The organism is Pararobbsia alpina, from assembly GCF_902859895.1.
GTDB lineage: Bacteria > Pseudomonadota > Gammaproteobacteria > Burkholderiales > Burkholderiaceae > Pararobbsia > Pararobbsia alpina.
Genome location: NZ_CADIKM010000005.1, coordinates 205,110 through 231,969 on the forward strand (window position 1 = coordinate 205,110; position 26,860 = coordinate 231,969).

The following is a 26,860-nucleotide window of genomic DNA, read 5'->3' on the forward strand; positions in this document are numbered from 1 at the left end:
GCCGCCGGCGCTGCGGTGACATTCTGGACCTCGCCACGTTCTATGGATCCACTTCGAATCTACAACACGCTTGCGCGTGACAAACAGACATTCGTGCCGCTCACGCCGGGCGAAGTACGGATGTACGTATGCGGGATGACCGTGTACGACTATTGCCACGTCGGTCATGCACGCGTGATGGTGGCGTTCGATCTCGTGCAGCGCTGGCTGCGTACACTTGGTTATCGCGTGACCTATGTGCGCAACATCACCGACATCGATGACAAGATCATTCGCCGCGCGCTCGAGAACGGCGAGACCATCGGTGCGCTGACGAACCGATTCATCACGGCGATGCATGAGGATGCCGCGGCACTCGGCGTTGCGCGTCCCGATATCGAGCCGCGCGCGACGCAGTTCGTGCCGCAGATGCTGTCGATGATCGAACTGCTCGAAAAGAATGGGTATGCGTATCAAGGCGGCGACGGCGATGTGAATTTTGCCGTGCGCAAGTTCGCGAACTATGGTGAGCTTTCGGGCAAGTCGATCGAGGATCTGCGTGCGGGCGAACGTGTTTCGACCAACGAGGCCAAGCAGGATCCTCTCGACTTCGTGTTGTGGAAGCAGGCCAAGCCCGAGGAGCCGCCCGAGTCGGGCTGGGACTCGCCCTGGGGCCGTGGACGTCCGGGCTGGCATATCGAATGCTCCGCAATGTCATGCGCGTTGCTCGGTGATCGCTTCGACATTCATGGCGGCGGACAGGACCTGCAGTTTCCGCACCATGAGAACGAGATTGCGCAGAGCGAAGGGGCGACCGGCACCCACTTCGTTAACTATTGGATGCACAACGGCTATATCCAGATCGACAACGAGAAGATGTCGAAATCGCTCGGCAACTTCTTCACGATCCGTGAAGTGCTCGAACGCTTCGATGCGGAAGTGCTGCGTTTCTTTATTTTGAGAGCACACTATCGCAGCCCGTTGAACTACAGTGATGTGCATCTCGAAGATGCACGTGCTGGACTCACGCGGCTCTATACCGCGCTCAAGGATGTCGAGCCCGGCGACGGCGCGCTCGACTGGAATGAAGCGCATGCGATGCGTTTTCGCGCCGCGATGAACGACGATTTCAATACGGTCGTCGCGGTATCGGTGCTGTTCGAACTCGCAAGCGAAGTCAACCGCACGCGCGAGCCCGCGCTGGCGCGACAGTTGCATGGCTTGGGTGGCGTGCTCGGTTTGCTCGCGCGCGATCCGCGCGAGTTTCTGCAGGCCGCGGCCGGCGGTAGTGCAGCTGCCGGCATGCTGGACGCAGTGGCGATCGAGGTGGCGATCGAAGCGCGCGCCGCGGCCAAGCGTGGAAAGAATTATGCAGAGGCAGACCGGATTCGCGGCGAATTGCTTGCTGCGGGTGTGGTGCTCGAAGATAAACCTGGCGGCGCGACTGAATGGCGTCGCGCGTGACCGGGCGACAACCGGGAGGCGAGATGGCAACGGCCAGCAAGACCGCCGCGCGCAAGACTGTGCGTGCGAGCGCCGGCAAAGCGGGAGCACAGGCAAAGGGTGCGTTGAAGGCAAGCGTGCGCGATGCGGCGGCGCCCGCAACCCCGCCGCGCGCGAATGGCGCGAAGAAGGCTCATGCGAACGGTGCCAATGGCGGGGCGGGTGCGGTCGCTGCATCAGGTGCCGCCGTGCCCGCACCGGTTGCCCGCAAGAGCGCGCGAAAGGTGACGAGCAAGGTCGCGAGCAAAGTTGCGGGCAAGGCCGACCGGATCGAAGCGGTCGGCGAGGGCGAAGTCGTTCGCAAGTCGCGCGCGACGAATGCAAAGGAAGCGCCTGCCTCGGTGCAGACCGGCATTCTCGAGCCGACTGTCACGCGTCCCGACTATTGGGACCGGGCATGCGCCGATCTCGTGCGTCGCGACCGCATCCTCAAGAAATTGATCCCGCAATTCGGACCGGTGCACCTTGCCGTGCGCGGCGATCCGTTCGTCACGCTCGCGCGTTCGGTGGTCGGTCAACAGATCTCGGTGAAGGCGGCCCAGGCGGTCTGGGAGCGCGTGAAGGAGGCATGTCCTTCGCTTGCACCGACCCGGTTCATCAAGCTCGGCCATGAAAAGCTCGCCGCCTGCGGGCTGTCGAAACGCAAGGCCGAATACATCCTCGATCTCGCCGCCCACTTTGGATCCGGCGCGCTTCACGTCGACACGTGGGTGAGCATGGACGACGAGGCCGTGATCGCCGAACTCACGCAGATTCGCGGTATCGGCCGCTGGACCGCCGAGATGTTTCTGATTTTCAACCTGATGCGTCCCGACGTGCTGCCGCTCGACGACGTCGGCCTGATCCAGGCGATCAGCGTGAACTACTTCAGCGGGGAGCCCGTGACGCGCAGCGAGGCACGTGAGGTGGCGGCCAACTGGGAGCCTTGGCGCACCGTGGCGACATGGTATATGTGGCGCAGCCTCGATAACGTGGCCGTTTGAATTAGAATACGCTTCCTGCTTGACCCAAGGATTCTAAATATGAAGACGACTTTTCTGGATTTCGAGCAGCCGATCGCTGAGCTCGAGGCGAAGATCGATGAACTGCGTTTTGTGCAGGACGATTCGGCTGTCGACATTTCGGAAGAGATCGACCGGCTGTCGAAAAAAAGCCAGCAGTTGACCAAGGATCTGTACCAGAACCTGTCGCCGTGGCAGGTCTCGCAGATTGCGCGACATCCGCAACGGCCGTACACGCTCGACTATGTGAGCGAGATGTTCACGGACTTCCACGAACTGCACGGCGATCGCAATTTTGCGGACGACCAGTCTATCCTCGGCGGCCTCGCGCGCTTCAACGGCCAGCCGTGCATGGTGATCGGCCAGCAAAAGGGCCGCGATACGAAGGAGCGCGCGATGCGCAACTTCGGCATGCCCAAGCCGGAAGGGTATCGAAAGGCCGAACGCCTGATGCGTCTGGCCGAGAAATTCGGCTTGCCGCTGTTCACGTTCATCGATACGCCGGGTGCGTATCCGGGCATCGATGCTGAAGAACGGGGTCAGTCCGAGGCAATTGGTCACAACCTCTATGTGATGGCCGAGCTCAAGGTGCCGATCATCGCGACGATCATCGGTGAGGGCGGTTCGGGTGGTGCGCTCGCGATCGCCGTCGCCGATTCCCTGCTGATGCTTCAGTTCGCGACCTATTCGGTGATCTCACCCGAAGGCTGTGCCTCGATCCTGTGGAAGAGCGCGACGAAGGCGCCTGAGGCTGCCGAGGCACTGGGACTCACCGCGCATCGTTTGAAGGCGCTTGGCCTGATCGACAAGATCGTCAATGAACCGCTCGGCGGCGCGCATCGCGATCCGAAGAACATGGCAGCCATGTTGCGTCGTGCGCTTGCCGATTCGATCCGGCAGTTCCAGGGCATGAGCACCAAGGACCTGCGTGACCGGCGTCTTGAACGCTTGATGGGCTATGGCAAGTTCAAGGAAAGCCACCCCGGCCAATAAGTCCGCTTCGGACAACGGGTCCGCTTCGGTGGACGGGCCGGGTCGTGCGCGGGATGAGCCATCCGAGTCGGTCGAGCGCATTCGCGCCAGGCATGATCCCGCCCACGATGCCGATCAGCAGGTGCTTGCAGCCGTTCGCGCTGCGTCTGCCCTTGCCCCTGTCGCGGTTGCATTCAGCGGCGGCCTTGATTCGGCCGTTCTGCTCGACGCGGTATGCGCCGTGCTTGGGCCGTCGAACTGCATTGCACTCCATATTCATCACGGCCTCAGCGTGCACGCCGACGCGTGGCTCGCTCATGCGCGGCATGTTGCCGAGGTGACGGGCGCGGGTTTTGTCGCGCGACGCGTCGACCTCGGCAATTGCGCAGGGCAGGGCGTCGAGGCCGCCGCGCGCGGTGCGCGCTATGCCGCGTTGTTCGAACTCTGCGATACCGTCGGCGCGACCACGCTGATGCTTGGTCACCATGCCGACGACCAGGCCGAGACCTTCCTGCTGCAAGCTCTGCGCGGGGCCGGCCTGCGCGGCCTGTCGGCGATGCCTGCCGAGACCCGCGATCGCCATGCGGGGCTCAGACTTCTTCGACCTCTGCTGGCCTTGCCGCGCAGTGTGCTGCTGGCTTATGCGCAGCGGCGCGGCCTGCAATGGATCGATGACGAATCGAACGACGATCCCCGGTTCGCACGCAATGCCCTGCGTCATCGCGTGCTGGCGTCGCTCGATGAACACTTTCCCGCGTATCGCGAAGGGCTCGCGCGCAGTGCGCGTCACGCGGCCGAAGCGCAGGGCCTGCTCGATGAGGTCGCGGCGCTGGACCTGCAAACCCTCGTGGTTCCCGTTGCCGAAGCGAACCCAAGCAAGGGCCTTCACGCCTTGTCGCTGATCGCATTGCGGGCACTCGATTCGAAGAGCCCGCCGCGCGCGGTGAACCTGCTGCGATACTGGCTGCGCGAGGAGGGGCTGCATGCGATGTCCACTGCGCGCCTCGAGAACCTGATCGACAAGCTGCGCACGCTGGCCGACGATCGCAGCTTGAACTTCATGCATGCTGCTCATGTGCTGCGGCACTATCGCGGTGTGCTGAGTTGGGAGCCTGCCGCACCGGCGGATGACACCATGCCTGCGGCGCGGCCATCGGCTTCGACCTGGGTCTCGACTTCAACTTCGACCTCGTCGACACCTTCGGTTCCGCTATCGGTATCCCTGTGGACGCCGCCTTCGACATGGGTGTTCGAGGCACTCGACGACAAGAATCGTCGTGCCCCGGTATCGCTCGACTGGTCCGGTGAAGAGGTATGGCACCTGGCTGCGTGGCGTGGCTCGCTTGTGTTCGCGCCAACCCAGGCGGATGATCCGCAACGCGTCGCCACGTCGCTGCTGCGCAGCGCACGGCTCGTCGCACGCGCGCGTGAAGGGGGAGAGCGTCTGCGCAGGGTCGCGGGCGGCTCTTCGCGCAGCCTCAAGAATCTTTTCCAGCAGGCGGGTGTGCCTGCGTGGCGTCGCGACGTCCCGCTGCTTTTCTGCGGTGAGCAATTGATTTTCGTGCCGGGCATCGGCCTCGATAGCGCGGCACAACTCACGCCAATCGCCCAGAGCGACGCGCAGCAAACGTGGCGGCGCATCGAATGGCGGCCCGATACGGTGCTTGCCTAGCCCTCGCATTCGTGTTGCAACCCCATTTGATCCAAGCTAACCCCTTGTTTTTTCGGCGTGCATCGGGTAATTTCGAGAGCTTGCCCAATCGCTCTGAATCAGGCAGTTTTCGAATAACATGGCACTGATCGTACATAAATACGGCGGCACGTCGATGGGCTCGGTCGAGCGCATCAAGAATGTCGCGGCGCGCGTCGCCAAATGGCACAAGGCAGGTCACAAGATGGTCGTCGTCCCATCGGCGATGTCGGGTGAAACCAACCGTCTTCTCGGCCTGGCGAAGGCCATCACTCCACATCCGAGTCCGCGTGAACTCGACCTGATCGCCGCAACCGGCGAGCAGGTCAGCGTCGGCCTGCTCGCGATCGCGCTGCAGGAAGCCGGCATCGACGCGATCAGCTATGCGGGCTGGCAGGTGCCGATCGCAACCGACAGCGCGTTCACGAAGGCGCGCATCTCGAGCATCGACGACAAGCGCGTACTGGCCGACCTCGATGCGGGGAAGGTCGTGGTGATCACCGGTTTCCAGGGCATCGATCCCGATGGACATATCACGACGCTCGGCCGCGGCGGCTCCGATACTTCGGCGGTGGCGGTGGCGGCTGCGCTGAAGGCCGAAGAGTGCCTGATCTACACCGACGTCGACGGTGTCTATACGACGGACCCGCGCGTGGTCGACGATGCGCGCCGGCTCGACCGGATCACGTTCGAAGAGATGCTGGAAATGGCCAGCCTCGGTTCGAAGGTGCTGCAGATCCGCTCCGTCGAATTCGCCGGCAAATATCAGGTGAAGACGCGTGTGCTGTCGAGCCTGACCGATCCGCAGATGCCGCTCGACGAAGAAATGCGTTCGGGGACCCTGATTACTTTTGAAGAAGACGACACCATGGAACAAGCCGTCATTTCGGGCATTGCCTTCCAGCGCGACGAAGCGCGGATCATTGTCGCGGACGTCCCCGACAAGCCCGGTATTGCGTATCAGATCCTCGGCCCGATCGCCGAGGCGAACATCGACGTCGACATGATCATCCAGAATCAGAGCGTCGACGGCCTGACCGATTTCACCTTCACCGTCGGGCGCGGCGAATACCAGCGCTCGCTGGAAATCCTGACCCAGCATGTGAAGGACCACATCGGCGCGGGTAAGGTACTTGGTGACACCAAGGTATCGAAGGTTTCGGTGGTCGGCGTGGGCATGCGTTCGCACGTGGGCATTGCGAGCAAGATGTTCCGGACCTTGTCGGAGGAGGGCATCAACATCCAGATGATCTCGACGTCCGAGATCAAGATTTCCGTGCTGATTGACGAGAAGTACATGGAGTTGGCCGTCCGGGCCCTGCATAAGGCATTTGAACTCGACCGGGCCTGAGGCCGCGCTCGTGAATGGCGCGCAAGCCTGACTGAAAAATGATGGCTTCCCTGCGTTGCAGGGTTTGACCGGGAAGGGCTTTGCCGCTATGATTCACGTCTCGTCGCGAAAGGCTTCCGCCGCGTACGAGATCAGTTTGGGAGACGTGGCCGAGAGGTCGAAGGCACTCCCCTGCTAAGGGAGCATCTGGGCCAAAACCTGGATCGAGGGTTCGAATCCCTCCGTCTCCGCCAGTGATGGCGGCGAAACCCCGTAGAGTCGCGGCTCTACGGGGTTTTTGTTTTTCCGGCTCACAAAAGTCTGGCAATCGCTGCGCGCCGTTCGAGCATGGCGTCATAGGCGCGTTTGATCCGCGCGACTGCCGGACGCTTGTACGGGAATTTCTCGTTTCGCGGGTGCACGAGCATCGTGGCGTTGGCTTCAAAAACGACGACGAATCCGTTACGGTCGAGCGCGCAGTCGATACCCCAATAATCGAGTGCGATCGCGTCGCGTATCGCGCGAAGGACGGCGTACTGACGCTCGCCGAAGACCGAATCCGGAGCGTCGAGAAATGCGCGCTCCTCATTCTGCATCCACTCCTGATTGACCATGTCCGTCGCCGCGTGGTGGATCTTCCACTTGTCGTCGATCGCGAGATGGTAGGGGAGGATCTCGCCATCGACGAACATGAAGCGATATTTTCGGAAGTAGCCGTCGGCCGAGCGATAGTCGATGTACTTCGAAACGTAATAGTGAGGCGCAGCGGTTTGTTCGACGAATGCGCATAGCGCTGCCCGGTCTTCGACTTTATCGAAGTCTTTGCCGCCATGGGTGCCTGCTCGGCGGACGAGGAGGGGGTATGCGCAAGGGCTGGTAAAGGGGCTCGGGTCGTCCTCGCGCAACGCTAAGCGCATTTCATCGATCGAATAGCGCCAGGTTGGTGGTGCGATGCAATCGCCGATCGAAGCAAGCCGCTCCGAAACCGACTGGCGTCCCGTTAGCGCGATGCATTCGGGACGATTGACTACAGGCTTGCCGATTTGTGCAAGCAGCTGTGCGGCACTCTCGAGCAAGTTGCCCGCATTGTCGACATCGCCAATCAGATTGAATACGACGTCGGTCGATGCACGTAGCGACTCGACGTTGTACTCGACACCGGCAACGACGCTCAGCATGTGTACGTTATATTTGACCACGCGCAACAGCTCGATGAAAGGCGTATTGCCCGCGCCCGGCGCAAAAAGCATCAGCACGCGAAACGAGGGCGTGCCACCGAGTGCATGTCCGACCTGGACAGGGTCGCGCAATGCCACGCTCCGTTGGAGGTTCGATTTTGCCTCATCGAGGCGTCCAAATCCCTGGAGCAGATGCGCGACGACTTCGTGTGCGCCCGCGTCGCGCGGGTCCTCCTCGATTACGCTCTGGAAATGCCGTAGTGCGAGTCCGAGCTGGTTCTGGCTTGCATAGGCAAAGCCAAGTTGACGATGCGCGGTCGCGTCCTCTGGCGTGTGTTCGAGCCTCCAACGGAGCCAGCGTTGGGCCTGTTCGACGCGCCCCGTGAGCATCAGGATCTTCGTCAGATTGAGGCATGCACCCCATCGTTGCGGGTCGGCTTCGATCGCATACCGGTACAGGGCTTCGGCTTCGAGAAGGCGACCTGCCTGATGATGGGCAAAGGCCGCGTCGAGCATTGAGTCAATGGTCATGCAAGATTTGATATCCGTTACGCTACGAGTTCACCTTAGCAGCGTGGATACCGAATCCATCAGTGAAATAAGCGGGAGCACGCTTACGGATGGTTACCTGTAAGGAACGCTCGCAGTGAGTCGAAGCAACCCGCAACTCAATCGCCGTGCACCGCCCTTACACGATCAACTCAAATAGCCGAGGTGCTCGGCGAGGATGGCGGTCCCCACACCGATAAGAATCACACCCCCTGCTATTTCAGCGCGTTTTCCGATCGTTGCCCCAAGTACCCGGCCGAGCATGACGCCGATTGTGACCATCAACATCGTGGCGAGACCGATCGTGGCCGCGGTGGAAAAAATGTTGACATCGATAAATGCGAGGCCCGCGCCTACCGCCATCGCATCCATGCTGGTTGCGAATCCGGTGACAGCCAGAACCCAGAATGAGTGCGAATTCGGTTTTTCAACTTCCTGCTGCTGTGGTTTCGAGAAACCCGCCTTGATCATTCGCGCACCCAGGATGAACAGCAAACCAAAGGCAATCCAATGGTCCCAGGAAGCAACGTACTGAGTCGCTGCTTTACCTAGCGCCCAGCCGATTAGCGGTGTTAGCGCTTCGATCACGCCAAAGATAAGCCCCGTCTTGAGCGCTTCACGAAGGTGGGGTCTGTGTAGCGTCGCGCCTTTCCCAACGGCTGCCGCGAATGCATCAGTCGACATGGCAAAAGCAAGAAGAAGGGTGGAAGCGATATTCATAGGTAGCGCTCAGGTCGGGCAAGACATAACGACATGTCGACGCACCCGACCGGTTGCGCCGATATGTCGATGGTCTTGCCAACCTATTAATGGCTACCTATGCCACGGTCTTTGCGACCGAGTATGTTGACATAGGCGCTTTCCCAGAAGGAAAGCCGGCTACTCCCCAGCGAATGAGCCGTAAGCTTAACATGGTCGTACGTCCAATTTGCCATGATTCGTATTCAGGCTCAGACGGCCGGATCCCAGTCTTTATTTATATGTTCTCGGAAAAGCACATTAATTGATCGATTTGGCGGTGTGGAAGACCGCTCACCCGCCCGATGTTAGGGTCTAAGGATTTCACTGCGTGCCTGTCATTCGAAGTGGCTATGAATCGATTCGCATGACTAATGATGGGAAGACAAATGATCGGAAATGTTCACCTATCCGCAATCCCGCCGTTGTAATCGCTCGTTTTTGTCAGCAACCCTTCGAATATATCGCCATTGCTCTGTTGCTCAACAGAATCGAGCTACTTTTGTTTTCTGTGGGCGCGCACCTTCGGAAAAGTAAGAAACGCGAATAAGGAAAATACTTTTCAAGCGCGTAGAACGGGTTGACCGCGGGGATACCGATCCATTGTCCCGCGCGCGTCAGTTCTTCCCAGTCGGCAAACCAGGCCTCACGAACGGATTCCCAGCATGCGGCGCAGGTCTTCCAGGTCGTAGGGCTTTCGTAAAATAGCCACGTTCGGCAATGCGATGCGCTGCTCGGCATTCAGCGCGACGTCATGACCCGACGCGATGATCACCCGAAGACGCGGGTAGTTCCGGCATGCCTCAACTGACAACTCGATGCCGGACGTGTCCGGCAGTCCGACATCGACCAGCAATATATCGACAGCTTGCTGCTGAAGCATTCGCAGCGCCATCGCACCGGTGGCCGCTTCCGTTATATCGAGCCCGAAGTTTCGCAGCATTTCCGCCGTGCCGGCCCGGATTAGCTCGTCGTCCTCGACGAGGAGTACCCGCGGCGCATCGAGGTCCGGCGCTGCCACTCGACTCGAGGGCACGTCTGCGAACAGCACCTTGTGAGACATGGCCCGCTGCTGCCGGTTGCGAAGCACATGGCGGATCTTTCGCGCGAGCGCCTCGCGGGTGTAGGGCTTGCTAAGAAGCTCGACGCCGTCATCGAGCCTGCCCGCATGGACGACTGCGTTTTCCGTATAGCCCGATGTAAACAACACGGCGAGATGCGGCAGCCGCTCCCGCGCCTTGCGTGCGAGGTCCGGACTGCGCAAGGGGCCGGGCATCACCACATCGGTAAATAGCAGATCGATGGGCGCGCCGCTTTCAATGATGGCGAGCGCAGCGGTGGCATCCTTTGCCTTGAGCACGCGATAACCGAGATCGAGAAGGAGTTCGATCACGGTTTTGCGCACTTCTTCGTCATCCTCTGCGACGAGTACCGTCTCCGTGCCGCCCGTTATCGGGCCGGAGTGCATCTCGCCAACCAGGTCCTCCTCCTGCATCACTCGCGGCAAATAGAGGCGCACCGTCGTACCGTGGCCGACTTCACTGTAGATCTGGAGGTGGCCGCCCGACTGTCTGACGAAACCGTACACCATGCTCAAGCCCAGGCCGGTGCCCTGGCCTTCCGCCTTTGTCGTGAAGAAGGGCTCCAGCACATGGGTGAGCACGTCGGCGGGAATGCCGCTACCGGTGTCCGTGACCGCGATCATGACGAACTGGCCCACGCTCGCCTCGGGGTTTCTCGCAACGTAAGCATCGTCAAGCGAGGCGTTACCGGTCTCGATCGTCAGATGTCCCCGGCCGTCCATCGCGTCGCGTGCATTGATCGCGAGGTTCAATATGGCGTGTTCGACCTGGAACGGATCCACGAGTGTGTTCCAGAGATCGCCCGACACCACCGTCTCAATTTCGATGCCGTCGCCAAGCGCTCGCCGGAGCATGTCGTCGAGGCCGCGCAAGAAGTGTCCGAGATTCACGACTTTGGGCTCGAGCGGTTGCCGCCGGCCGAAGGCAAGCAATTGCGCGGCCAGCTTCGCGCCACGTGCCACGCCTGCTAGCGCATTGCGCACGCGCCGCTCGGGCTTGACCATGCCGGCTACATCTTGCGCGAGCAACTGCAGATTGCCCCCGATCACCTGGAGCAGATTGTTGAAGTCGTGTGCCACGCCGCCGGTCAGCTTGCCTAAGGCCTCCATTTTTTGGGACTGGAAAAGCGCGGCATTCGCGCGCTCCAGTGCTTCGGCCGCCTGCTTGCGCTCCGTGATATCGCGGGTCACCTTGGCGAAGCCGACGTGCTTTCCGGCATCGTCGTAGATCGCGTCGACGACGACGTGCGCCCAGAAGAGCGTGCCGTCCTTGCGCACCCTCCAGCCTTCCTGTTCGAATCGCCCTTCTTTTGCGGCGATGGCCAGCGTCTGCGCCGGCATGTTCCTGGCGCGGTCGCCTTCTGTGTAGAACCGCGAAAAGTGAGTGCCGACGACCTCCTCGTGTGAATACCCCTTGATTCGCTCGGCACCCGAATTCCAGTTTGTGATTTCACCGGTCGGTGAAATCATGAAGATCGCGTAGTCGGTCACGCCTTGAACGAGCAGGCGAAACCGGTCTTCGCTTTCGCGCAGCGCATCCTCTGCGGCCTTGCGCTCACTGATGTCGCGGGTAATCTTCGCAAAGCCGATCAGCCTGCCGTTGGCGGTACGGATAGGATCGACAACGACGCTGGCCCAGAATCGTGTGCCGTCCTTGCGTACGCGCCAGCCCTCGTCCTCGAATTTTCCTTCCGTCGCTGCGGTGTTCAGTGCGCGAGCGGGCTTGCCCGAAGCCCGATCTTCCTCCGTATAGAAAACGGAGAAGTGCTGTCCGATGATCTCACTGGCAACGTATCCGTTGAAGCGCTGTGCCCCGGTGTTCCAGCTGTTGATGAAGCCGGCCGGATTCAGCATGTAGATGGCGTAGTCGCTGACGCTCGTGACCAGGAGTCGGAAACTCTGTTCGTCGGTCAGTTCGCCGTAGATCTTGCTCGCTTCAATATTCATCGATTTCGACCAGGAGCTGGAGAATCGGTGGGCGCCGAATGGTTCCGCTCGGGTCACCGAGTAAGCCGAGCGAAAGCCGGATCGCCTGCGTGGTGCTTGTTCGTCAGTAGTCCAGGCGCAAAGGGTCGTAGGTCACTGTATTCTGGCACATCTGGCCACTGCGGTTTCCAAGTTCGCCGCGTCGGATTTCATGATGGCTGCCGACCTTGCCGCGGGGGCGGCTGGCAAGGACTATACTTGACACTTGTCCGCCCATTTGTGGTACGACCCACTTAGCAAAGAGAGAGCCGCGCGATGGCCAATCAGGTGATTTTCAAAGGTGCGCCGTCGCAGGTCATCAATATTCCGGCGCTTTTCAAGGGGAGCGCGGTCGTCGCGCTCATCTTCGGCATCCATCTCTGCACGGCTGGCTATTTCCCGTTCCATTGGCAGTTGCTGTTCGCGCAAATCGTCGCGGTCATGGTCGGCGTCGGTTTGCCGATCCTGAAGACCGCTTTTACCGAAATCGTCGTCGATACCGAGCGAATCACCTGGACGCAAGGCATCCTGCGCCGCCGTGTGTACAGCCTCGAACTCGCGCGGATCCGGCGCGTCTCGTCGGTCCATCCGTGGTGGCAAGGGATGCTCGGCACGGGCTCGGTCATCCTGATGACGGACGATCCCGCTCACCCTGTCCGGCGCCTGCCGGGCATCCGGCACGCCGATCAGTTGCGCACGCGGCTCGAAGAGGCAGTGGCAATCCGTCAGGAACGGTAGATCCGCGCAGGCGCGGGCCTACTTCTCCGAACGCGACGCGACGCAACGCGCTGGATGCCTTCATCCATGGCCGATACAGCAGAGACAATCCTTTTCCACGTGAGTCACCGGCTTGCGATCATCACGCTGAATCGCGAATCGGCGCTGAACGCACTGAACCGTGACATGGTTCGTGAGCTTGCCGCCTGTCTCGACACGTGCCGCAATGACGAACAGATCGATGCCCTAGTCCTGCGCGGTGCCGGCGCCAAAGGTTTCTGCGCCGGCGGAGATGTGCGCGCGCTCTACCATCAGGCAAAAGATTCCGAGGTCGATTGGCCGCAGTTCTTTATCGACGAATACCGGCTCGACTTCGCCTTGCACACCTTTGCGAAACCGGTCGTCGCATTGATGGACGGCGTCACGATGGGCGGCGGTATGGGACTCGCGCAGGGCGTGCCGCTGCGCATTGCCACCGAGCGCAGCAAGATCGCGATGCCGGAGGCGCGTATCGGGCTGGTTCCCGACGTCGGCGCGACGTATTTCCTGAATACGATGCCCATCGAGCTCGCGCTTTACGTCGGCCTCACAGGCGTCACCTTGAGCGGAGCCGACGCGGTGGCGTGCAATCTCGCGGATGCCTGCGTACCGGGCGAATGGCTGCGCGATTTCGAATCGCGGCTCGATACGCTCGAGGACGCATCGTCGCTGGACCCGCTCGCCAGGATTTTTGTCCCGCCATCGGATGTCCGTCCGCCTGCACCGATCGAAGCCTTGCTGCCGCTGATCCGCCGGCATTTCGCTGCGCAGGCGTCGCTCGAAGACATGGTTGCCTCGCTCGAATCCGATGCGTCGCAGCCCATCCCATCGGAACAGCGTGCCTGGGTCGAAGCGACACTCACGGCGCTCAAGGCCGGTTCTCCGCTTGCATTGAATGTCACCCGCGAGGCGCTGATCCGCGGCAGGCAGATGACGCTGGGCGCCTGCTTCCAGATGGAGTTCGACCTCGTGACCCGGTCCATCCGGGACGGCGATTTCCTCGAAGGCGTGCGGGCGCGGCTGGTCGACAAGGACGGCATGCCGCGGTGGGTGCCGCCGACGCTCGACGCGGTCGATGCCGGCCGCGTGCAAGACTTTTTTGATTCAGCGTGGCACGGCGGGGCACATCCGCTGAGCGACCTTGGAGATGGGCCGGGCAGGCGCTATGGGTGAAAGAGCAGGGAATGAAAGGACGATGAGGCACATTTACGACAAATGATCTTTGGAAACCAGATTTCCGCAGATCAAGCCGCATGGAGAATTATTTAAGTTTACGAAATTGTCGCCGTTTACCTAGCTGAGCGTTGTTATGACAAGGTAATCGTTTTGTAGGAATGGCGTCAGCTGCCCGGCGTGCTTTGTAACTGTCGGTGTAACGTTTGCGGAGGCATTCGCGGGTGCCAATCGGCAGGGGTGGCGGTTAGTTCGGCAGTCTGATTGATTGTGCTTCATAACAAGAGGGGAAGCCGTGCAGACAGCACGTCGCTGGAGATTGAGTGCCGCCGACTGCGTGCTACTCCTGATTTGCCTGCTGTATCTCCTTCAGTATTCGGATCGCGTCAACATTTCGACTGCTGCGGGGGCCATCAGCCACGATCTGCATCTGAGCAATACCCAGCTCGGCTTCGCGTTCTCCGCCTTCGCCTATCCGTATGCGATCGTGCAGTTGTTGGGCGGCTGGCTCGGCGACCGTTTCGGGCCGCGCCGCGTGCTGGCCTGCTTTGGGCTGCTGGTGGCATTCGCCTCGGCGTTGACGGCGTTCGCCGGCGGTCTTGCCACGCTCGCGGCATTTCGTTTCCTGCTCGGGCTCGGCGAAGCGCCCTCGCTCGCGACCGCGACTTCGGCGATGTCGCGCTGGCTGCCGGCCGAGCGGCGGGGGATTGCGCAAGGTCTCACTCATGCCTGCTCGCGGCTCGGCAATGCCCTGACGCCGCCGATCGTCGTGATGCTGATCGCGCTCTGGAGCTGGCGCGCCGCATTTATTTTCGCGGGCGTGGCCGGCCTCATCTGGGTCATCGCGTGGTACGCCTACTTTCGCGACGAGCCGTCGACCCATCGCGGCGTGAGACCCGATGAACTCACCGCCTTGCCGCCGGTGACCGTTCACACTCGCAATACGCGGATTCCCGTGCGCCGCTTGCTGCGCCGGATCCTGCCGCTGACCATCGTCGACTTCTGCTACGCCTGGACCTTGTGGGTCTATCTGACCTGGCTGCCATCGTTCTTCCTGCACAGCTATCACCTGAACCTGCGCAACTCGGCGCTGTTCACCTCCGGCATCTTTGTCGCCGGCATCATCGGGGATACGCTCGGCGGTATCGTCAGCGACCGGATCTACAAGCGCACCGGTGATCTGCAAAAGGCACGCCGCAACGTCATCATATTCGGCCTGGCCGGGTCGCTCGTCTTCCTCGGCCCCGTGCTGCTCGTGAAAGATCTCACGGTCGTCTCCGCCTGCCTGTGCCTCGCCTTCCTTTCGATGGAACTCGTGATCGCGCCGCTGTGGGCCGTGCCGATGGATATCGCCCCGCGCTATGCGGGGACCGCGAGCAGTTTCATGAACATCGGCTTCGGGCTCGCGGGGATTCTCTCGCCGCTGGTGTTCGGCTACATCATCGATCTGACGGGCGACTGGCATCTGCCGTTCGCGCTGTCGATCGGCTTGCTGCTGGTCGGTATCGTGACGTCGTTCTGGATGCGTCCCGACCGGCCGTTCGTCGAACCCGATGCCGTCCCGTTCGACGTTCAGGCAGAGGCTTGCTGACCGGTATCACGCTGTAATGGACCTAGACTATGCAACTTGATCAAGAAGAACAGGCGATGCTCGCGGGTGAAATGGGCGAGGTCGCCCAGATTGCCCTGCAACACCAGATCGCGGTCGGCGACTTTTTCGGCGCCCGGGACTTTGTGCCGATCACTCAGGCTCATGTGATGGCCGATACGGAAAGTCTGGGCCAGGCCGGCGTCATGTGGCTCGAGAAGCTTTGCGACGTGAAGGACGGTCGTCATCAGGTGCGTGTGCCGACGATCACCGATCCGCGCGGCACGGACTTCGCCCATGCCGGCATGCTCGGCCAGGACGAGTGGATGCTCGAACTCGAACGGCGCGCCATTGCCGCATTCGTCAAGCTCGGCGTCAGCATGACGGACACCTGCATCAACTATCAGACCGTGCTCGCGGCGACGCGAGGCGAGCACGTCGCGTTTGGCGATACCGGCGTCGTGATCTATTCGAATTCCGTCAGCGGCGCGCGTTCGAACTACGAGGGTGGACCCTCCGCGCTATCGGCGGGATTGACGGGACGCACGCCGCGCTACGGCTTTCATCTCGACGCGCAGCGGCAGGCCACCTTGCGCGTGCAGGTCGACTGGACGCCGCGCACGCTCAACGAGTGGGGGGCGCTCGGCGGTGTGATCGGAAGGCTCGCCGGCAACTACTGGCATGTGCCCGTGATCGAGGGGATCGATACCGCGCCGAGCTCGGACGAGCTGAAGCACTTTGGTGCCGCGATGGCGAGCTTCGGTTCGGTCGCCATGTTCCACATGGTCGGCATCACGCCCGAAGCCTCGCGCCTCACCGATACCGGCGGGGACAAGCTGGCCCCGCAGCGGGTCGGTCGCGGGGATATCGACGCGCTGACGCGCAGCTATCACGTCAGCAAGGAGGTCGATGTCGTGGTGTTCTCGGCCCCTCAACTGAGCTTGTACGAATTGCGTTCGCTGGCGGCGCTGTGCGACGACCGCCGCTTCAAGGTGCCGATGCTCGCCGTCACGAGTCCGCAGGTCAAGCCCGATGCGGACCGCTTCGGCTACACCGGACGGATCGAGGCCGCGGGCGGCACCGTGCTGGCCGGCATGTGTTTCTACCAGTCCTACGCACGCGAGATCGCCGAAGCGAAAGGCTGGAAGCGGCTCGCGACCAATAGCGCGAAGCTGGTCAATATTCTCGGCGGATATGGCTATGTGCCGATGCTGGCCTCGATGGAAGAGTGCATCCGTGCCGCTGAAACGGGAGAACTGAAATGAGTGATCGGGTACTGACCGCGCGCCATGCGATGGGCCGCAAAGTCTCGGGCGAGGCGCTCGTCGCCAACGATGGATTCTCGGCGCGCTATGACTTGAATCGTCTGCGCGGCGTCTTTTCCCGGCCAACGCACAAACTCGCGGGGCAGTCGTACGTGGGCCGGATTCTTGTGCTGGACACGGCCAAGGGCGGTGTCGCGAGCGCGTGGATGCTCAACGAAATGCAGTCGCGCGACATGGTGCCGCTCGCGATCGTGTTCAACAGCGTCAATCCGATTCTCGTGCAGGGCGCGGCGCTCGGCGGCATCAGCATGCTCGCGGGCTTCGACGAAGACGTGACCGCTGCCGTGCCGCATGGGGCGATCGTCGAAATCGATCCGCAAGCGCGAACCCTGCGCGTGATCGGCACGGCGCAAGGGGGCGCGGATGCCGGCTCGCAGGCCGCCGGAGCGCATGGACCAGCAGGAGCTCAGGCAGAATCGAAAGTCCGCTTTTTGTGAATCTGCGTTGATCTGTAGGGCATTTGTCTGGCGTCACCAAAACAATAAACAATAAACGGGGTGGGCATCATGCAGGCATTCAAGAACATGAAAGTGGTCTCCCAGCTGATCCTGGGTTTTTCCGCCGTGATCGTGCTGCTGGTCGGGCTCGGGAGTGTCGCGCTCGTTGAGGTCAATGCCGAGAACCAGCACGTGGCCCAGCTTCGCGACAACTGGCTGCCATCGGTACGCAGCAGCCTGCAAATGCTTGCCGGCCTGCGTGCGATCCGGATCGGCGAATGGGGCGCGGTCGCCGCCGATTCACCCGAGGGTGACAAGAATTCAGACAAGATCATCGGGGCTGCGCTGGCCGACTATGCCCGTTCCTCCAGCGCGTTCGCGAAGCTCATGGCCTACCCCGAGGAGAAGGCCGCGTATGCGCATATCCAGACGTTGATCCCGCAATACATGGACCTGGACCAGAAGGTCCGCTCGATGGCGAAGGAGCGCAAGCGGGACGAAGCCACCACGCTGCTGCACGGTTCGGCGAACGCGGTGCGCCGTACGCTCGAGAAGGACATCCTCCAGATCGTCGATTTCGAAACCGCGGGTGCGGCGCGCGAGGGGCAGGCGGCCGACGAGGCGTATTCGCATGCAATCGTCTTCGTGCTTGGGCTGATCGCGGCAGCCGTGATCCTTGCACTCGGGATTGCGCTGTTCATCGCACGCAATCTGTCGAAGCAACTCGGCGGCGAACCTCGCGAGGCGGCGGCGCTGGCCGCGCATATCGCCGCCGGCGATGTCAGTGTCGCCGTGCCGCTGAAGGCGGGAGACCGCACGAGCCTGATGTATTCGCTCAGCATGATGCGAGACCAGCTGACGTCGATCGTCCAGGGCATCAAGCAGTCGAGCACCTCGATCTCGCTCGCGGCCGACGAAATCGCGCAAGGCAACAACGATCTGTCGCAGCGTACCGAGGAGCAGGCAGCCTCACTCGAGGAAACGGCCTCGAGCATGGAGCAGCTGACCGCAACCGTTCGTCAGAACGCCGACAACGCAAAACAGGCGACCGCGCTCGCGGGCACCGCATCGGAAATCGCCCAGCGCGGCGGCGAAGTCGTGGGTCGGGTGGTCGAGACGATGCACGGAATCTCCGACAGTTCAGTCAAGGTCGCCGACATCATCAGCGTGATCGAAGGGATCGCGTTCCAGACCAATATCCTGGCCTTGAACGCGGCGGTGGAAGCGGCACGGGCGGGTGAGCAAGGCCGCGGCTTTGCCGTGGTGGCCGGTGAAGTCCGCACGCTTGCACAGCGCAGTGCGAGCGCGGCGAAGGAAATCAAGGAGTTGATCGGCGAGTCGGTGACCCGTGTGGATGCCGGCTCGAAGCTGGTCGACGAGGCGGGCAGCACGATCACCGAGATCGTACAGTCGGTGCGGCGCGTGACCGACATCATGAGCGAGATCTCGGCGGCATCCGATGAACAAAGCACCGGCATCGAGCAGGTCAACCGCGCGGTCAGCCAGATGGACGAGGTGACCCAGCAGAACGCCGCGCTCGTCGAACAGGCATCCGCCGCCGCGCAGTCCATGGCACAACAGGCCGAAGAACTGCTCGATGCGGTCTCCGTGTTCAAGCTCGCTCAGGCGGCCTGAGCGGACGCGGGGCTGAGAAAACGATTCAAGAGGGCGCAGTGGAGGGGGGCGGGTAACACGCGATCGGCGACGCAGTTCGCACGGCGTTCCAGGTGCATCGAGGCAAGCGCCCGCATGAAACGCTTGCGCTTGCCAGCCGGGCAGCTCAGGACGACCGTTGCGGGTCCAGAAACTGCGCAAGATGCAGTGCCTTGCGGCCCCCGGCCTTGAGTGCCTGCGAGCGGCAACTGAACCCGTCGGTGATCAGGCAGGCATCCGCGGGCAATGCGTCGAGATGCGGCTTGAATTCGGTCGCGCCGATCGTTGCCGCAACGTCGGCCGTCTTTGCCTGATAGCCATAGGCACCGGCCATGCCGCAGCATCCGGTCAAAAGCAGTTTTGCTTCGATGCCGAGGCGTGCGAACAAGGCGGTCTCGCCGCCCATGCCGCCACATGCCTTCTGATGGCAATGACCATGCAGGTAGGCTTTCTCCGTTTGTGGATGCGCGGGGACGGCCGTGCCGGACTTCGCAAGCAGTTCGCCCAGCGTGCATGCGAGTGCAGCCAGCTGCTGTGCGCGATCGTCATCGGGAAGCAGCGAACGAAGCTCGTCGCGAAACACGGACAGGCAGCTCGGCTCGAGCACGACGAGCGCAATCTTGCGGGCCAGCACGGTGTCGAGCGCGTCGAGGATATCGAGCAGGTTGCGCTTCGCGGGTTCGAGCATGCCGGCGTCGTAGTAGGGCCGGCCGCAGCAGATATGCTTGCTCAGCAGTTCGACGTGAAAGCCCGCGCCTTCAAGTACGCGAACCGCGGACTCGAGGACCTCAGGACTGAAATGACTGTTGAAGGTATCGGTCCATAGCAGCACGGTGTGTGTATCCGGCGCGGGTGCAGTATTCGCGAGTACGCGCGCTGCCGTGTCCGTCTTGCGGAACGTCGTTGCCGCGATCTCCGGAAACAATGCGCTTCGTGCGAAGCCCACGCGAGCGGCGACCGATCGTGCGAGCGGATTGCGCATCACGCCGTTGAAGAGGCGGCTGGCGCGTGCAGCGTGTGGCAGCCACTCGCCGAGACATCCGATCAGCGTATCGAGCAGCGGGCGCCGGTTTCGCGTGTAGTACTTCGCCAGGTATTCGCTTTTGTAGGTCGCCATGTCGACGTGCGTCGGGCATTCGGTCTTGCAGCTCTTGCAGGCGAGGCAGAGGTCGAGGGCGTCCTTTAGCGCATCGTTGTCCCAGCCGTCGTCGAGCGTATCGCCGCTCAGTGCTTCAAAAAGCAGGCGTGAACGGCCGCGAGTCGAATAGGCTTCTTCACGTGTGGCCCGATAGCTCGGGCACATGGCTCCGCCCTCGAGTGAACGGCACTTGCCCATGCCGATGCAGCGTTCGGTCTCGCGTGCGAAGGCGAGGGGGGCATCCGAGCCTGCATAGCGGAAGTGCGTTGCCAAGGTGTTGCGCCGGTAGCCGGGGCCAAGTCTCAGGTTCTCATCGACGCGATGCGCATCGATCAATTTGCCGGGGTTCATGCGGCCGTGCGGGTCCCAGATCCGCTTGAACGCGCGAAACGCCTCGATCAGCTCGGGTGGGTACATGATGGGCAGCAGTTCGCCCTTGGCCTGCCCATCGCCATGCTCGCCGGACAACGAGCCGCCGTATCGGACGACGAGGTGTGCGGCTTCGGTGAGGAACGCACGCCACTGCGCGATGCCCTCGTGGGTCTTGAGATTGAAGGTGATCCGCGCATGCACGCAGCCGTCGCCGAAGTGGCCGTAGAGGTTCGTCACATAACCGTAGCGTTCCACGAGTGCCGCGAACTCGCGCAGATACGCGCCGAGCTGGGCGGGTTCGACGGCCGCATCTTCCCAGCCGACGACAGGGTCCGCGGCATTCTCGTTGATCGCCATCGAGGTGGCTGATGCGCCGGTCTCACGGATCGACCAGAGCCGTTTGATCAGGCCTTCGTCGGCGCAGAGGCGCACGGTTGGCGTACCGGGCAGATCCTGTGCAAGCGCTTGTGCCCGTTCGCCTGCCGCAAGGGCCTCGGCGTGTGTCGCCGCGCCGAATTCAACCATCAGCCAGGCGGAGCCTTCCGGCAACTCCGCGATATCGGCGAGGGCGAGGCCGCGTTCGCGCAAGCCGCCGATGATGCCGGTATCGAGGCCTTCCATGGCGACCGCGCCGAGGGGCAGCAACTGAGGCACGGCGTCGGCGGCAAGATAGATATCCGGAAATCCGTAGACCACGAGCACGCGCGCGGGCAGGCGTTCGATCAAGCGCATTTCCGCCTGGAGCACGGTGACGCAGGTGCCCTCGGAGCCGACCACGGCACGCGAGATATTGAAGCCATTCTCGGGAAGCAGCTGGTCGAGGCTGTAGCCGGAGACGCGCCGCTTGATGGTCGGGAAGCCGGTGCGGATCGCATCGGCATAGTCATCGGCAAGAGTCTTGAGTGCGCGCACGATGTCGGCGCGGCGTCCGCCCGCGGCGAGGTGCGAGCGATACGTGGCGTCGTCGGTCGGTCCGACCCAGAAGCGCTCACCGTCGACGGTCAGCACTTCGAGGCGCTCGACGTTTTCGGCGGTCTTGCCTGCGCGTACCGAGTGCGCGCCGCAAGAGTTATTGCCGATCATGCCGCCGAGGGTGCATCGGCTATGGGTGGCGGGATCGGGGCCGAATGCGAGGCCATGGTGGGCGGCTGCGGTATTGAGTTGATCGCAGACGACGCCGGGCTCGACGATCGCGAGGCGCCGGTCCCGGTCGATCGAGACGATCGAGTTCAGGTGCATCGAATGGTCGAGCACGACGGCGGTGTTGACTGACTGGCCGCACATGGAGGTGCCGGCGCCACGGGGCAGAACGGCTGCCTGGGCTTCGTTGGCGGCCCGCACGGCGCCGACGAGTTCGTCGATCGTGCGTGGCAGGACGACGCAGAGCGGCACTTGCCGGTAGTTCGATGCTTCAGATGCGTAGGCTGCGCGGGTGCCTGAATCGAAACGGACGTCGGCGCCCGTATCGGCGAGCAGTTGCCGGAGTCTGACGAGCTGATTGAGGTCTTGCCGGGAAGTCGGAGCGGTTTCGAGGGCGGAGGTCATGAGAGAGGTATCGGCGCATGTTGCCGCCCGTCGCCGCATGTCGTTGCATGCGGCGACGGGCGTCCATCGACGATCTTACCCCCCAGACATGAATTCGTCGTGAGAGGCGGCCCGTTGACCGTGGGCAATTCGCCGCACCACGTCAGACGGGAAACCCATCGTCCTGCAGTGCGCCTGGCGGCGCGCGGCAGGGCCGAGGGATTGCTCGCCGATTAGAAGCGATGCCTCATGCCAACCGAGACGACCACTTGTTGGTTGTTCGCGGAGGGATCCAGGCTATAGACGCTGGCATCGAACGCGGAATTGCCGTTTCCACCGCTGACGCGCTGATAGACGCCTTCCAGGTAGACATCGGTGCGCGGCGAAAACAGGTAATCGGCCTGAGCCATCACCTGGTTCCAATGCGGCGAGGCATCCGTGGAAGTGCCCGTCGCCCCGCCGAACCCACCCGTCGTGTACGTGTAGGACGCGCCAAGGGCGAAATTCGGGTGCACGAAATAGCGGCCGTTCAGTTCGAAGTTGTCGAACTTCATATAGCTGCCACTGAGCGCGCCGGTGGCGGTGCTGCCACCCTGCCAGAGACCTGTCACGTTGTAAGTGACAGAATGGGTCCAGATGGCGCCGATGGACGACTGGCCGAACTTGTACTGGACACCGGCGCCGAAGATTTGTTGGTCGCCGCCCGTCGTCAGCGCGTCGCCGTCGCCGTTGCTCACGGCGCCTACGAGGTTGGCTGCGTTGGCCGTACGGTTGACTTGAATATACGCGGCCGCGGCATTGAACGCGCCATACGAATAGCTCGCGCCCATGCTGAATGCGCTATCCATGTTGAACGCGCCAGCGTCATCGGAGAACGCATACATCGCCCCGGCCTTGAAACCGTTGACCGAGACGCTGCTGAACTTGATCGAATTGTTCAGACGCATGTCGTTGTCAAGGTTGTCATTGTCGTACGGATGGTCGGCAAGATTGCCGCCGAAACCCGAACCCGTCGCGCTCATCGGTGCGACGTAGTCGACCATGAAATCGTATTGACGGCCGAGCGTAACCGTACCGTACTCGCTCGAGCGCAGACCGACCCACGCTTGCCGGCCAAACAAGTCTCCACCGTTCTTCGCGGCACCCGTGTTCGTGGCGAAGCCGTTCTCGAGCCAGAACACCGCGCTCAGGCCACCGCCGAGGTCTTCCGAGCCGCGCACGCCAAAGCGCGAGGTGGAGAGGTTTCCGCTTTGCATCGAATAGAAGCTCGACCCTTGCGTCGGGGAGCCCGTCACGCGTGCATTGCTCTGATACACGAGACCGGTGTCGACAATCCCGAAAAGCGTGACGCTGCTTTGAGCATGTGCGGCCCCCGCCACAACCATGGCCGACACAGCGGCCAGATATCGCATCTTGATCAAACCACACTCCATTCCAAGTTTATCTTCCTCGTTGAGCGATCGGCGATCGGTCTGGAAAGAACGCGTGGAGTATAAAGTTTGGGTTAATTGCGATGGATGCAGCATTTTGGAAAATCCCAATTTCAAATTCGGATCGGGATTTTCACAAATCTTTAACAATCCTGTGTCGTTACCGGCTAACGGTTGTTCGCGGTACAAGATTCAAGGCAATCCGCTCGACCGCGGCCCGCGCCAACGCTCAATTCCGATGAGCCTCTCCCCCTCGTGTCTCAAATTCGCCACATGCGGAAAATACGTTTTTTTAGTAGGGTCTTAGTGATGTAATAAACAGGCGCTGAATAAGAAGTCCTCAGCGAATGACTGCGTGAAATTTTAATGAACGAATGGCCGTCGTTTATTAAATATATTTTAAGTTTGAGGGTTGGCGAGCGTTTTGCCAAGAAAAAACAGGGCTGGCGGGGAGGGCCAGCTCTGTGTCGATCTCACTTGAAAAACAGTGGAACGACCAACACCGCTAGCCCAGACGGGCGAGGTGGCCGGTCTTGACCCAGACTCGACAGCCATAGGCGCCTGCAGTCGCATGCAGCGATGCTCCTGGAGGGAGCCTGAGCCAAGATTGGGGGGTGAACCTTTCGCCGCCTTCCTCGAAGCTGCCGTCGAGTACCAACAGTTCGATCCCGCCATCCACGACCCACTCAATCGCGGCATCACGCGCCCATCGCTCGATGCGCACGTCTTCGTGCGCATCCGCATGCAGCGGCATCAGATGGACGCCTGGGCGTGTCGGCACAGCGAGAAACTCAAGCTTGCCCGTGTCGATACGCACAACCGTGCGGTCCTCTGAGTCGAACTGCCGCAATTTGACGAAAATCGTGCAGCCCTGCTGCGAGCCCGGCGTATGAGTCGAGCCTGGCGGATTACGCACATAGGAACCTGAGGGGAAATCGCCATGCTCGTCGGAGAAGACTCCGTCGAGCACCATGAACTCCTCGCCCCCGCCATGGGTGTGCGCATTGAAGCGGCTCTCGGCAGCATAGCGCACGATCGACGTAGCACGAGCAACCTCGGCGCCGATGCGGTCGAGCATACGCCGCTCGATGCCGATGACGGGAGAGGGCACCCAGGGAAGATGGGCGGCGTGTACCGCAACGCGCCGGGTGAAGTCTGCGTTCAGTTCCATCGCGCTACGGCGTTCCCGAGTTCAGGCTTGGCTAGCCGCGATACTTGGCCGCGCTGCGACGCGGGCGCGCCACGCCTGGAGATTCGTCAGTGTATCGGGTACGTCGATCTTCAGGAAATCAGCGAGACCCAGGCCGGCGAATGCGGTGATGTCGACCATGGAGAAACTCTCGCCAGCAAGGTAGGGTTGTCGGCTCAAGACCTGGTTCAGATAGTGCATGCCGGCCATTGCGCGCTTGAGGTTTTTCTCGCCCCACTCGCGGTTCTGATAGAGCTCGATCTCTGCACCCAAACCCGGTGTGGCGTGGTGGAAGTAGGTCCCCAGGGCGTCCATCAGTTCGGCTTCGGCCCGGCGCTGCATCATGTGAACGATCGCACGCTCCTTGCCGTTGCGGCCCGTAAGCGTCGACTCGCCCTGCACGTGGTCGAGGTACACGGTGATCGCGGTGCACTCGGAGATCGTCGTGCCGTCATCGAGCTCAAGCACGGGTACCGTGCCTGAAGGATTCTTTGCAAAAAACTCCGGAGTCCTGTGTGCGCCGTTAGGCAGATCGACATGAACAAATTCGATCTGGTCGGTCAGGCCTTTCTCTGCTACTGCGATACGAACCCGAGCGGGATTGGCGAAACCTTTAAAGTCGTAAATCTTCACTTCTAATGCTCCGATACATGATATTCAACAAGCTGATATAGGGACGGGCTCACAGCACGGCCCTGTTTGAGTCTACATACTTCTTGCCATACGTGCAGGCATGCTAACGGTAGGGAAGGCGAGTCCGGCCGGCCAGCTGCGCACTTGTGCGCGAGCTCATGTGCAGGAGCAAGAACAGAGATGTCGAAATCTACGGATGGCGAACGACTCTTTTATTGTGCGTTCTATTGCGCACAGAAAGAAAAGGGACTGACGGCCAGGCTGCATCATCAGAAAGAGGGTTCTATATCGCCCGTTTCAGGGGCACAACTCAACCCGGATGATTCTCGACGCAGTGCGCTGGTGATCGGCGGCTATCTGAACTGCGAGCCCGAATCGATTGAGGAGAAAATCTCACGCCCGATGCTGGCAACTCGCATAGGCTGTGCTCGTCATTGAGCTGGGTGGGCAAATGATCCACGGGTTCTCCCCGCGATAGGAGCGCGGGGCTTTTGCTATGACCACGATAGAGCCAGCCTAAGCGGACGGCTCAGAGGAGTGAAGGGCCTTTTCTTCGATGGGGAATTTTCGCCCATTCACGCCTGTCTCGCCGTCACCCGGCGCGGGTGCTGCCGCGGTGACTCGTCAGTGACCCAACCCCCTCTGCGGCGCGTGCATTGTCGACACTGATACGGCCCGCTCCCGTCACGTTTAGCAGCAAGAACCCCCCCGCAATGCCGATGTTTTTCCAGAAGTGGACGGTCATGTCGTGGTGCATGACGGGATCGGCTATGTTCCAGAAATCGTGTCCGAGGATCGCCGTGGCTACCGTATAGACCGCCATGACCAGCGCAAGCGGCTGTACCTTGAAGCCGACGATCAGGAACAAGCCGCCTATCAGATCGAGAGCGGTCGAAAGCGGCGCTGCGATCGACACGAACGGCAGGCCCACTGAATGCAGGTATGCGACGAAGTCTTCATATCCTGCCAGTTTCATCAGACCGCCCCACAGGAACAAAACCGCCAGGGCAATGCGTGCTAAGAGGATCACACCAGAATCGAGGGAACGCGTCATGAGAGGGAACGTCAGTGAACGAATAAGGCCGGGCCGTGCAAGGTCAGGAACTGCGCCGACAGGATGTCTGCGGCGTCTGGATTTCATTAATAAGGGGTTGCGACACGAAACTCCTTCCGCTCAACCCCAAATGAACGTGCCTACCAGAGTACATGCTGCAAATCTTCGGAGTGTTGTCCTTTCCATAGTCGACTCAACGAGCGTCGTGGAGGGGGCCAACCATGGGGGGAAGTCATTCCGCAGTGCGACGCAATCGATTGCACAAATATAGCGCGGAGCACCAACTAAAAAACTAGGGGTTTACCACACACAGCGGATTTTTTTTACGCTAGACGCAAAACACCTTCTCGTTGGAAGCGCCAATACGAGCACCTTACGGGGGATTTTGATCCCCTACGTCTTCGCCTGGACACGGTATGGAGGCTGCGTCAACAAAATGCAATCGGTTGCATTTTTCCTCCATGGATATGCGTGCTTACTCGACGTTGGCGGGCTCAGGGGGAGCCTGCGTCCTGCACGAAGGTGAGATCGGGTGAAAGGAAAATGGTCGATCAACAGCCGTTTCCACTCCATCTGCGAGGATCCTGTTGGTGTGTGCGGAT

20 protein-coding genes, 1 tRNA gene and 1 riboswitch are annotated in these 26,860 nt (G+C 61.4%); of the genes, 13 read left to right on the top strand and 8 right to left on the bottom strand.

Translation table 11 applies throughout. The annotated features are described in order from the left end of the window. Positions 1 to 42: 42 nt before the first annotated feature. From cysS to HV670_RS08265, 6 genes are all read left to right on the top strand, one after another. Positions 43 to 1,443 (top strand): cysteine--tRNA ligase, encoded by a 1,401-nt coding sequence (cysS, locus tag HV670_RS08240; RefSeq protein ID WP_175104263.1) that lies wholly within the window; start codon positions 43 to 45, stop codon positions 1,441 to 1,443. Positions 1,444 to 1,466: 23 nt separating this feature from the next. Beyond that, positions 1,467 to 2,465 carry a DNA-3-methyladenine glycosylase family protein gene (locus HV670_RS08245; protein ID WP_175104264.1) on the top strand — a complete coding sequence of 333 codons (999 nt, stop codon included), beginning with the start codon at positions 1,467 to 1,469 and terminating at the stop codon, positions 2,463 to 2,465. 39 nt (positions 2,466 to 2,504) lie between these two features. Then, positions 2,505 to 3,476: an acetyl-CoA carboxylase carboxyltransferase subunit alpha gene (locus tag HV670_RS08250; RefSeq protein ID WP_175104265.1), complete on the top strand. Its 972-nt coding sequence runs from the start codon at positions 2,505 to 2,507 to the stop codon at positions 3,474 to 3,476. Then, a complete protein-coding gene (gene tilS, locus HV670_RS08255) occupies positions 3,442 to 5,127 on the top strand; it encodes a tRNA lysidine(34) synthetase TilS (protein WP_175104266.1) in 1,686 nt (561 codons plus the stop codon). Before HV670_RS08250 ends, tilS begins: the two co-directional genes overlap by 35 nt. Positions 5,128 to 5,245: 118 nt before the next feature. Beyond that, positions 5,246 to 6,496 (top strand): aspartate kinase, encoded by a 1,251-nt coding sequence (locus HV670_RS08260; protein WP_175104267.1) that lies wholly within the window; start codon positions 5,246 to 5,248, stop codon positions 6,494 to 6,496. 139 nt (positions 6,497 to 6,635) lie between these two features. Then, positions 6,636 to 6,729, top strand: a tRNA-Ser gene (locus tag HV670_RS08265). Between the two features lie 57 nt (positions 6,730 to 6,786). Here HV670_RS08265 and HV670_RS08270 read toward each other — a convergent pair. From HV670_RS08270 to HV670_RS08280, 3 genes are all read right to left on the bottom strand, one after another. Next, entirely contained in the window at positions 6,787 to 8,184 is a 1,398-nt protein-coding gene (locus tag HV670_RS08270) for an ATP-grasp domain-containing protein (RefSeq protein ID WP_175104268.1), read from the bottom strand. A 165-nt stretch (positions 8,185 to 8,349) separates the two neighbouring features. Continuing rightward, on the bottom strand, positions 8,350 to 8,922 hold the full coding sequence (mntP, locus tag HV670_RS08275; RefSeq protein WP_175104269.1) for a manganese efflux pump MntP: 573 nt from the start codon (positions 8,920 to 8,922) through the stop codon (positions 8,350 to 8,352). Between the two features lie 7 nt (positions 8,923 to 8,929). Beyond that, a riboswitch (yybP-ykoY riboswitch) is annotated at positions 8,930 to 9,104 on the bottom strand. A gap of 482 nt (positions 9,105 to 9,586) precedes the next feature. Next, a complete protein-coding gene (locus tag HV670_RS08280; protein ID WP_175104270.1) occupies positions 9,587 to 11,968 on the bottom strand; it encodes a hybrid sensor histidine kinase/response regulator in 2,382 nt (793 codons plus the stop codon). Positions 11,969 to 12,262: 294 nt separating this feature from the next. On the opposite strand from HV670_RS08280, the gene HV670_RS08285 reads away from it, so the two are divergent. From HV670_RS08285 to HV670_RS08310, 6 genes are all read left to right on the top strand, one after another. Continuing rightward, positions 12,263 to 12,724, top strand: coding sequence for a PH domain-containing protein (locus HV670_RS08285; protein ID WP_175104271.1), 462 nt, complete (start codon positions 12,263 to 12,265; stop codon positions 12,722 to 12,724). Between the two features lie 66 nt (positions 12,725 to 12,790). Beyond that, positions 12,791 to 13,915, top strand: coding sequence for an enoyl-CoA hydratase/isomerase family protein (locus HV670_RS08290; protein ID WP_246257142.1), 1,125 nt, complete (start codon positions 12,791 to 12,793; stop codon positions 13,913 to 13,915). Between the two features lie 295 nt (positions 13,916 to 14,210). Beyond that, positions 14,211 to 15,506, top strand: coding sequence for an MFS transporter (locus tag HV670_RS08295; RefSeq protein ID WP_246257144.1), 1,296 nt, complete (start codon positions 14,211 to 14,213; stop codon positions 15,504 to 15,506). A gap of 29 nt (positions 15,507 to 15,535) precedes the next feature. Next, positions 15,536 to 16,768: an aconitase X gene (locus HV670_RS08300; RefSeq protein WP_175104273.1), complete on the top strand. Its 1,233-nt coding sequence runs from the start codon at positions 15,536 to 15,538 to the stop codon at positions 16,766 to 16,768. Continuing rightward, the gene (locus HV670_RS08305; RefSeq protein WP_175104274.1) at positions 16,765 to 17,265 is read left to right on the top strand and encodes an aconitase X swivel domain-containing protein; all 501 of its coding nucleotides are present in this window, start codon (positions 16,765 to 16,767) and stop codon (positions 17,263 to 17,265) included. The genes HV670_RS08300 and HV670_RS08305 overlap by 4 nt, the downstream gene beginning before the upstream one ends. An 87-nt stretch (positions 17,266 to 17,352) precedes the next feature. Beyond that, on the top strand, positions 17,353 to 18,900 hold the full coding sequence (locus tag HV670_RS08310; protein ID WP_246257146.1) for a methyl-accepting chemotaxis protein: 1,548 nt from the start codon (positions 17,353 to 17,355) through the stop codon (positions 18,898 to 18,900). Between the two features lie 145 nt (positions 18,901 to 19,045). Here HV670_RS08310 and HV670_RS08315 read toward each other — a convergent pair whose 3' ends face one another. The 4 genes from HV670_RS08315 to HV670_RS08330 form a co-directional block, all read right to left on the bottom strand. Next, the gene (locus HV670_RS08315) at positions 19,046 to 21,973 is read right to left on the bottom strand and encodes an FAD-binding and (Fe-S)-binding domain-containing protein (RefSeq protein ID WP_175104276.1); all 2,928 of its coding nucleotides are present in this window, start codon (positions 21,971 to 21,973) and stop codon (positions 19,046 to 19,048) included. A 212-nt stretch (positions 21,974 to 22,185) separates the two neighbouring features. Beyond that, entirely contained in the window at positions 22,186 to 23,364 is a 1,179-nt protein-coding gene (locus tag HV670_RS08320) for a porin (protein ID WP_175104330.1), read from the bottom strand. 523 nt (positions 23,365 to 23,887) lie between these two features. Continuing rightward, the gene (locus HV670_RS08325) at positions 23,888 to 24,553 is read right to left on the bottom strand and encodes a cupin domain-containing protein (protein WP_175104277.1); all 666 of its coding nucleotides are present in this window, start codon (positions 24,551 to 24,553) and stop codon (positions 23,888 to 23,890) included. A 21-nt stretch (positions 24,554 to 24,574) separates the two neighbouring features. Continuing rightward, a complete protein-coding gene (locus tag HV670_RS08330; protein WP_175104278.1) occupies positions 24,575 to 25,204 on the bottom strand; it encodes a glutathione S-transferase family protein in 630 nt (209 codons plus the stop codon). Positions 25,205 to 25,384: 180 nt separating this feature from the next. On the opposite strand from HV670_RS08330, the gene HV670_RS08335 reads away from it, so the two are divergent. Next, positions 25,385 to 25,642, top strand: a complete 258-nt coding sequence (locus HV670_RS08335) for a hypothetical protein (protein ID WP_175104279.1) — start codon at positions 25,385 to 25,387, stop codon at positions 25,640 to 25,642. Positions 25,643 to 25,796: 154 nt separating this feature from the next. Here HV670_RS08335 and HV670_RS08340 read toward each other — a convergent pair whose 3' ends face one another. Next, a complete protein-coding gene (locus tag HV670_RS08340) occupies positions 25,797 to 26,258 on the bottom strand; it encodes a DoxX family protein (protein WP_175104280.1) in 462 nt (153 codons plus the stop codon). Positions 26,259 to 26,860 lie beyond the last annotated feature (602 nt).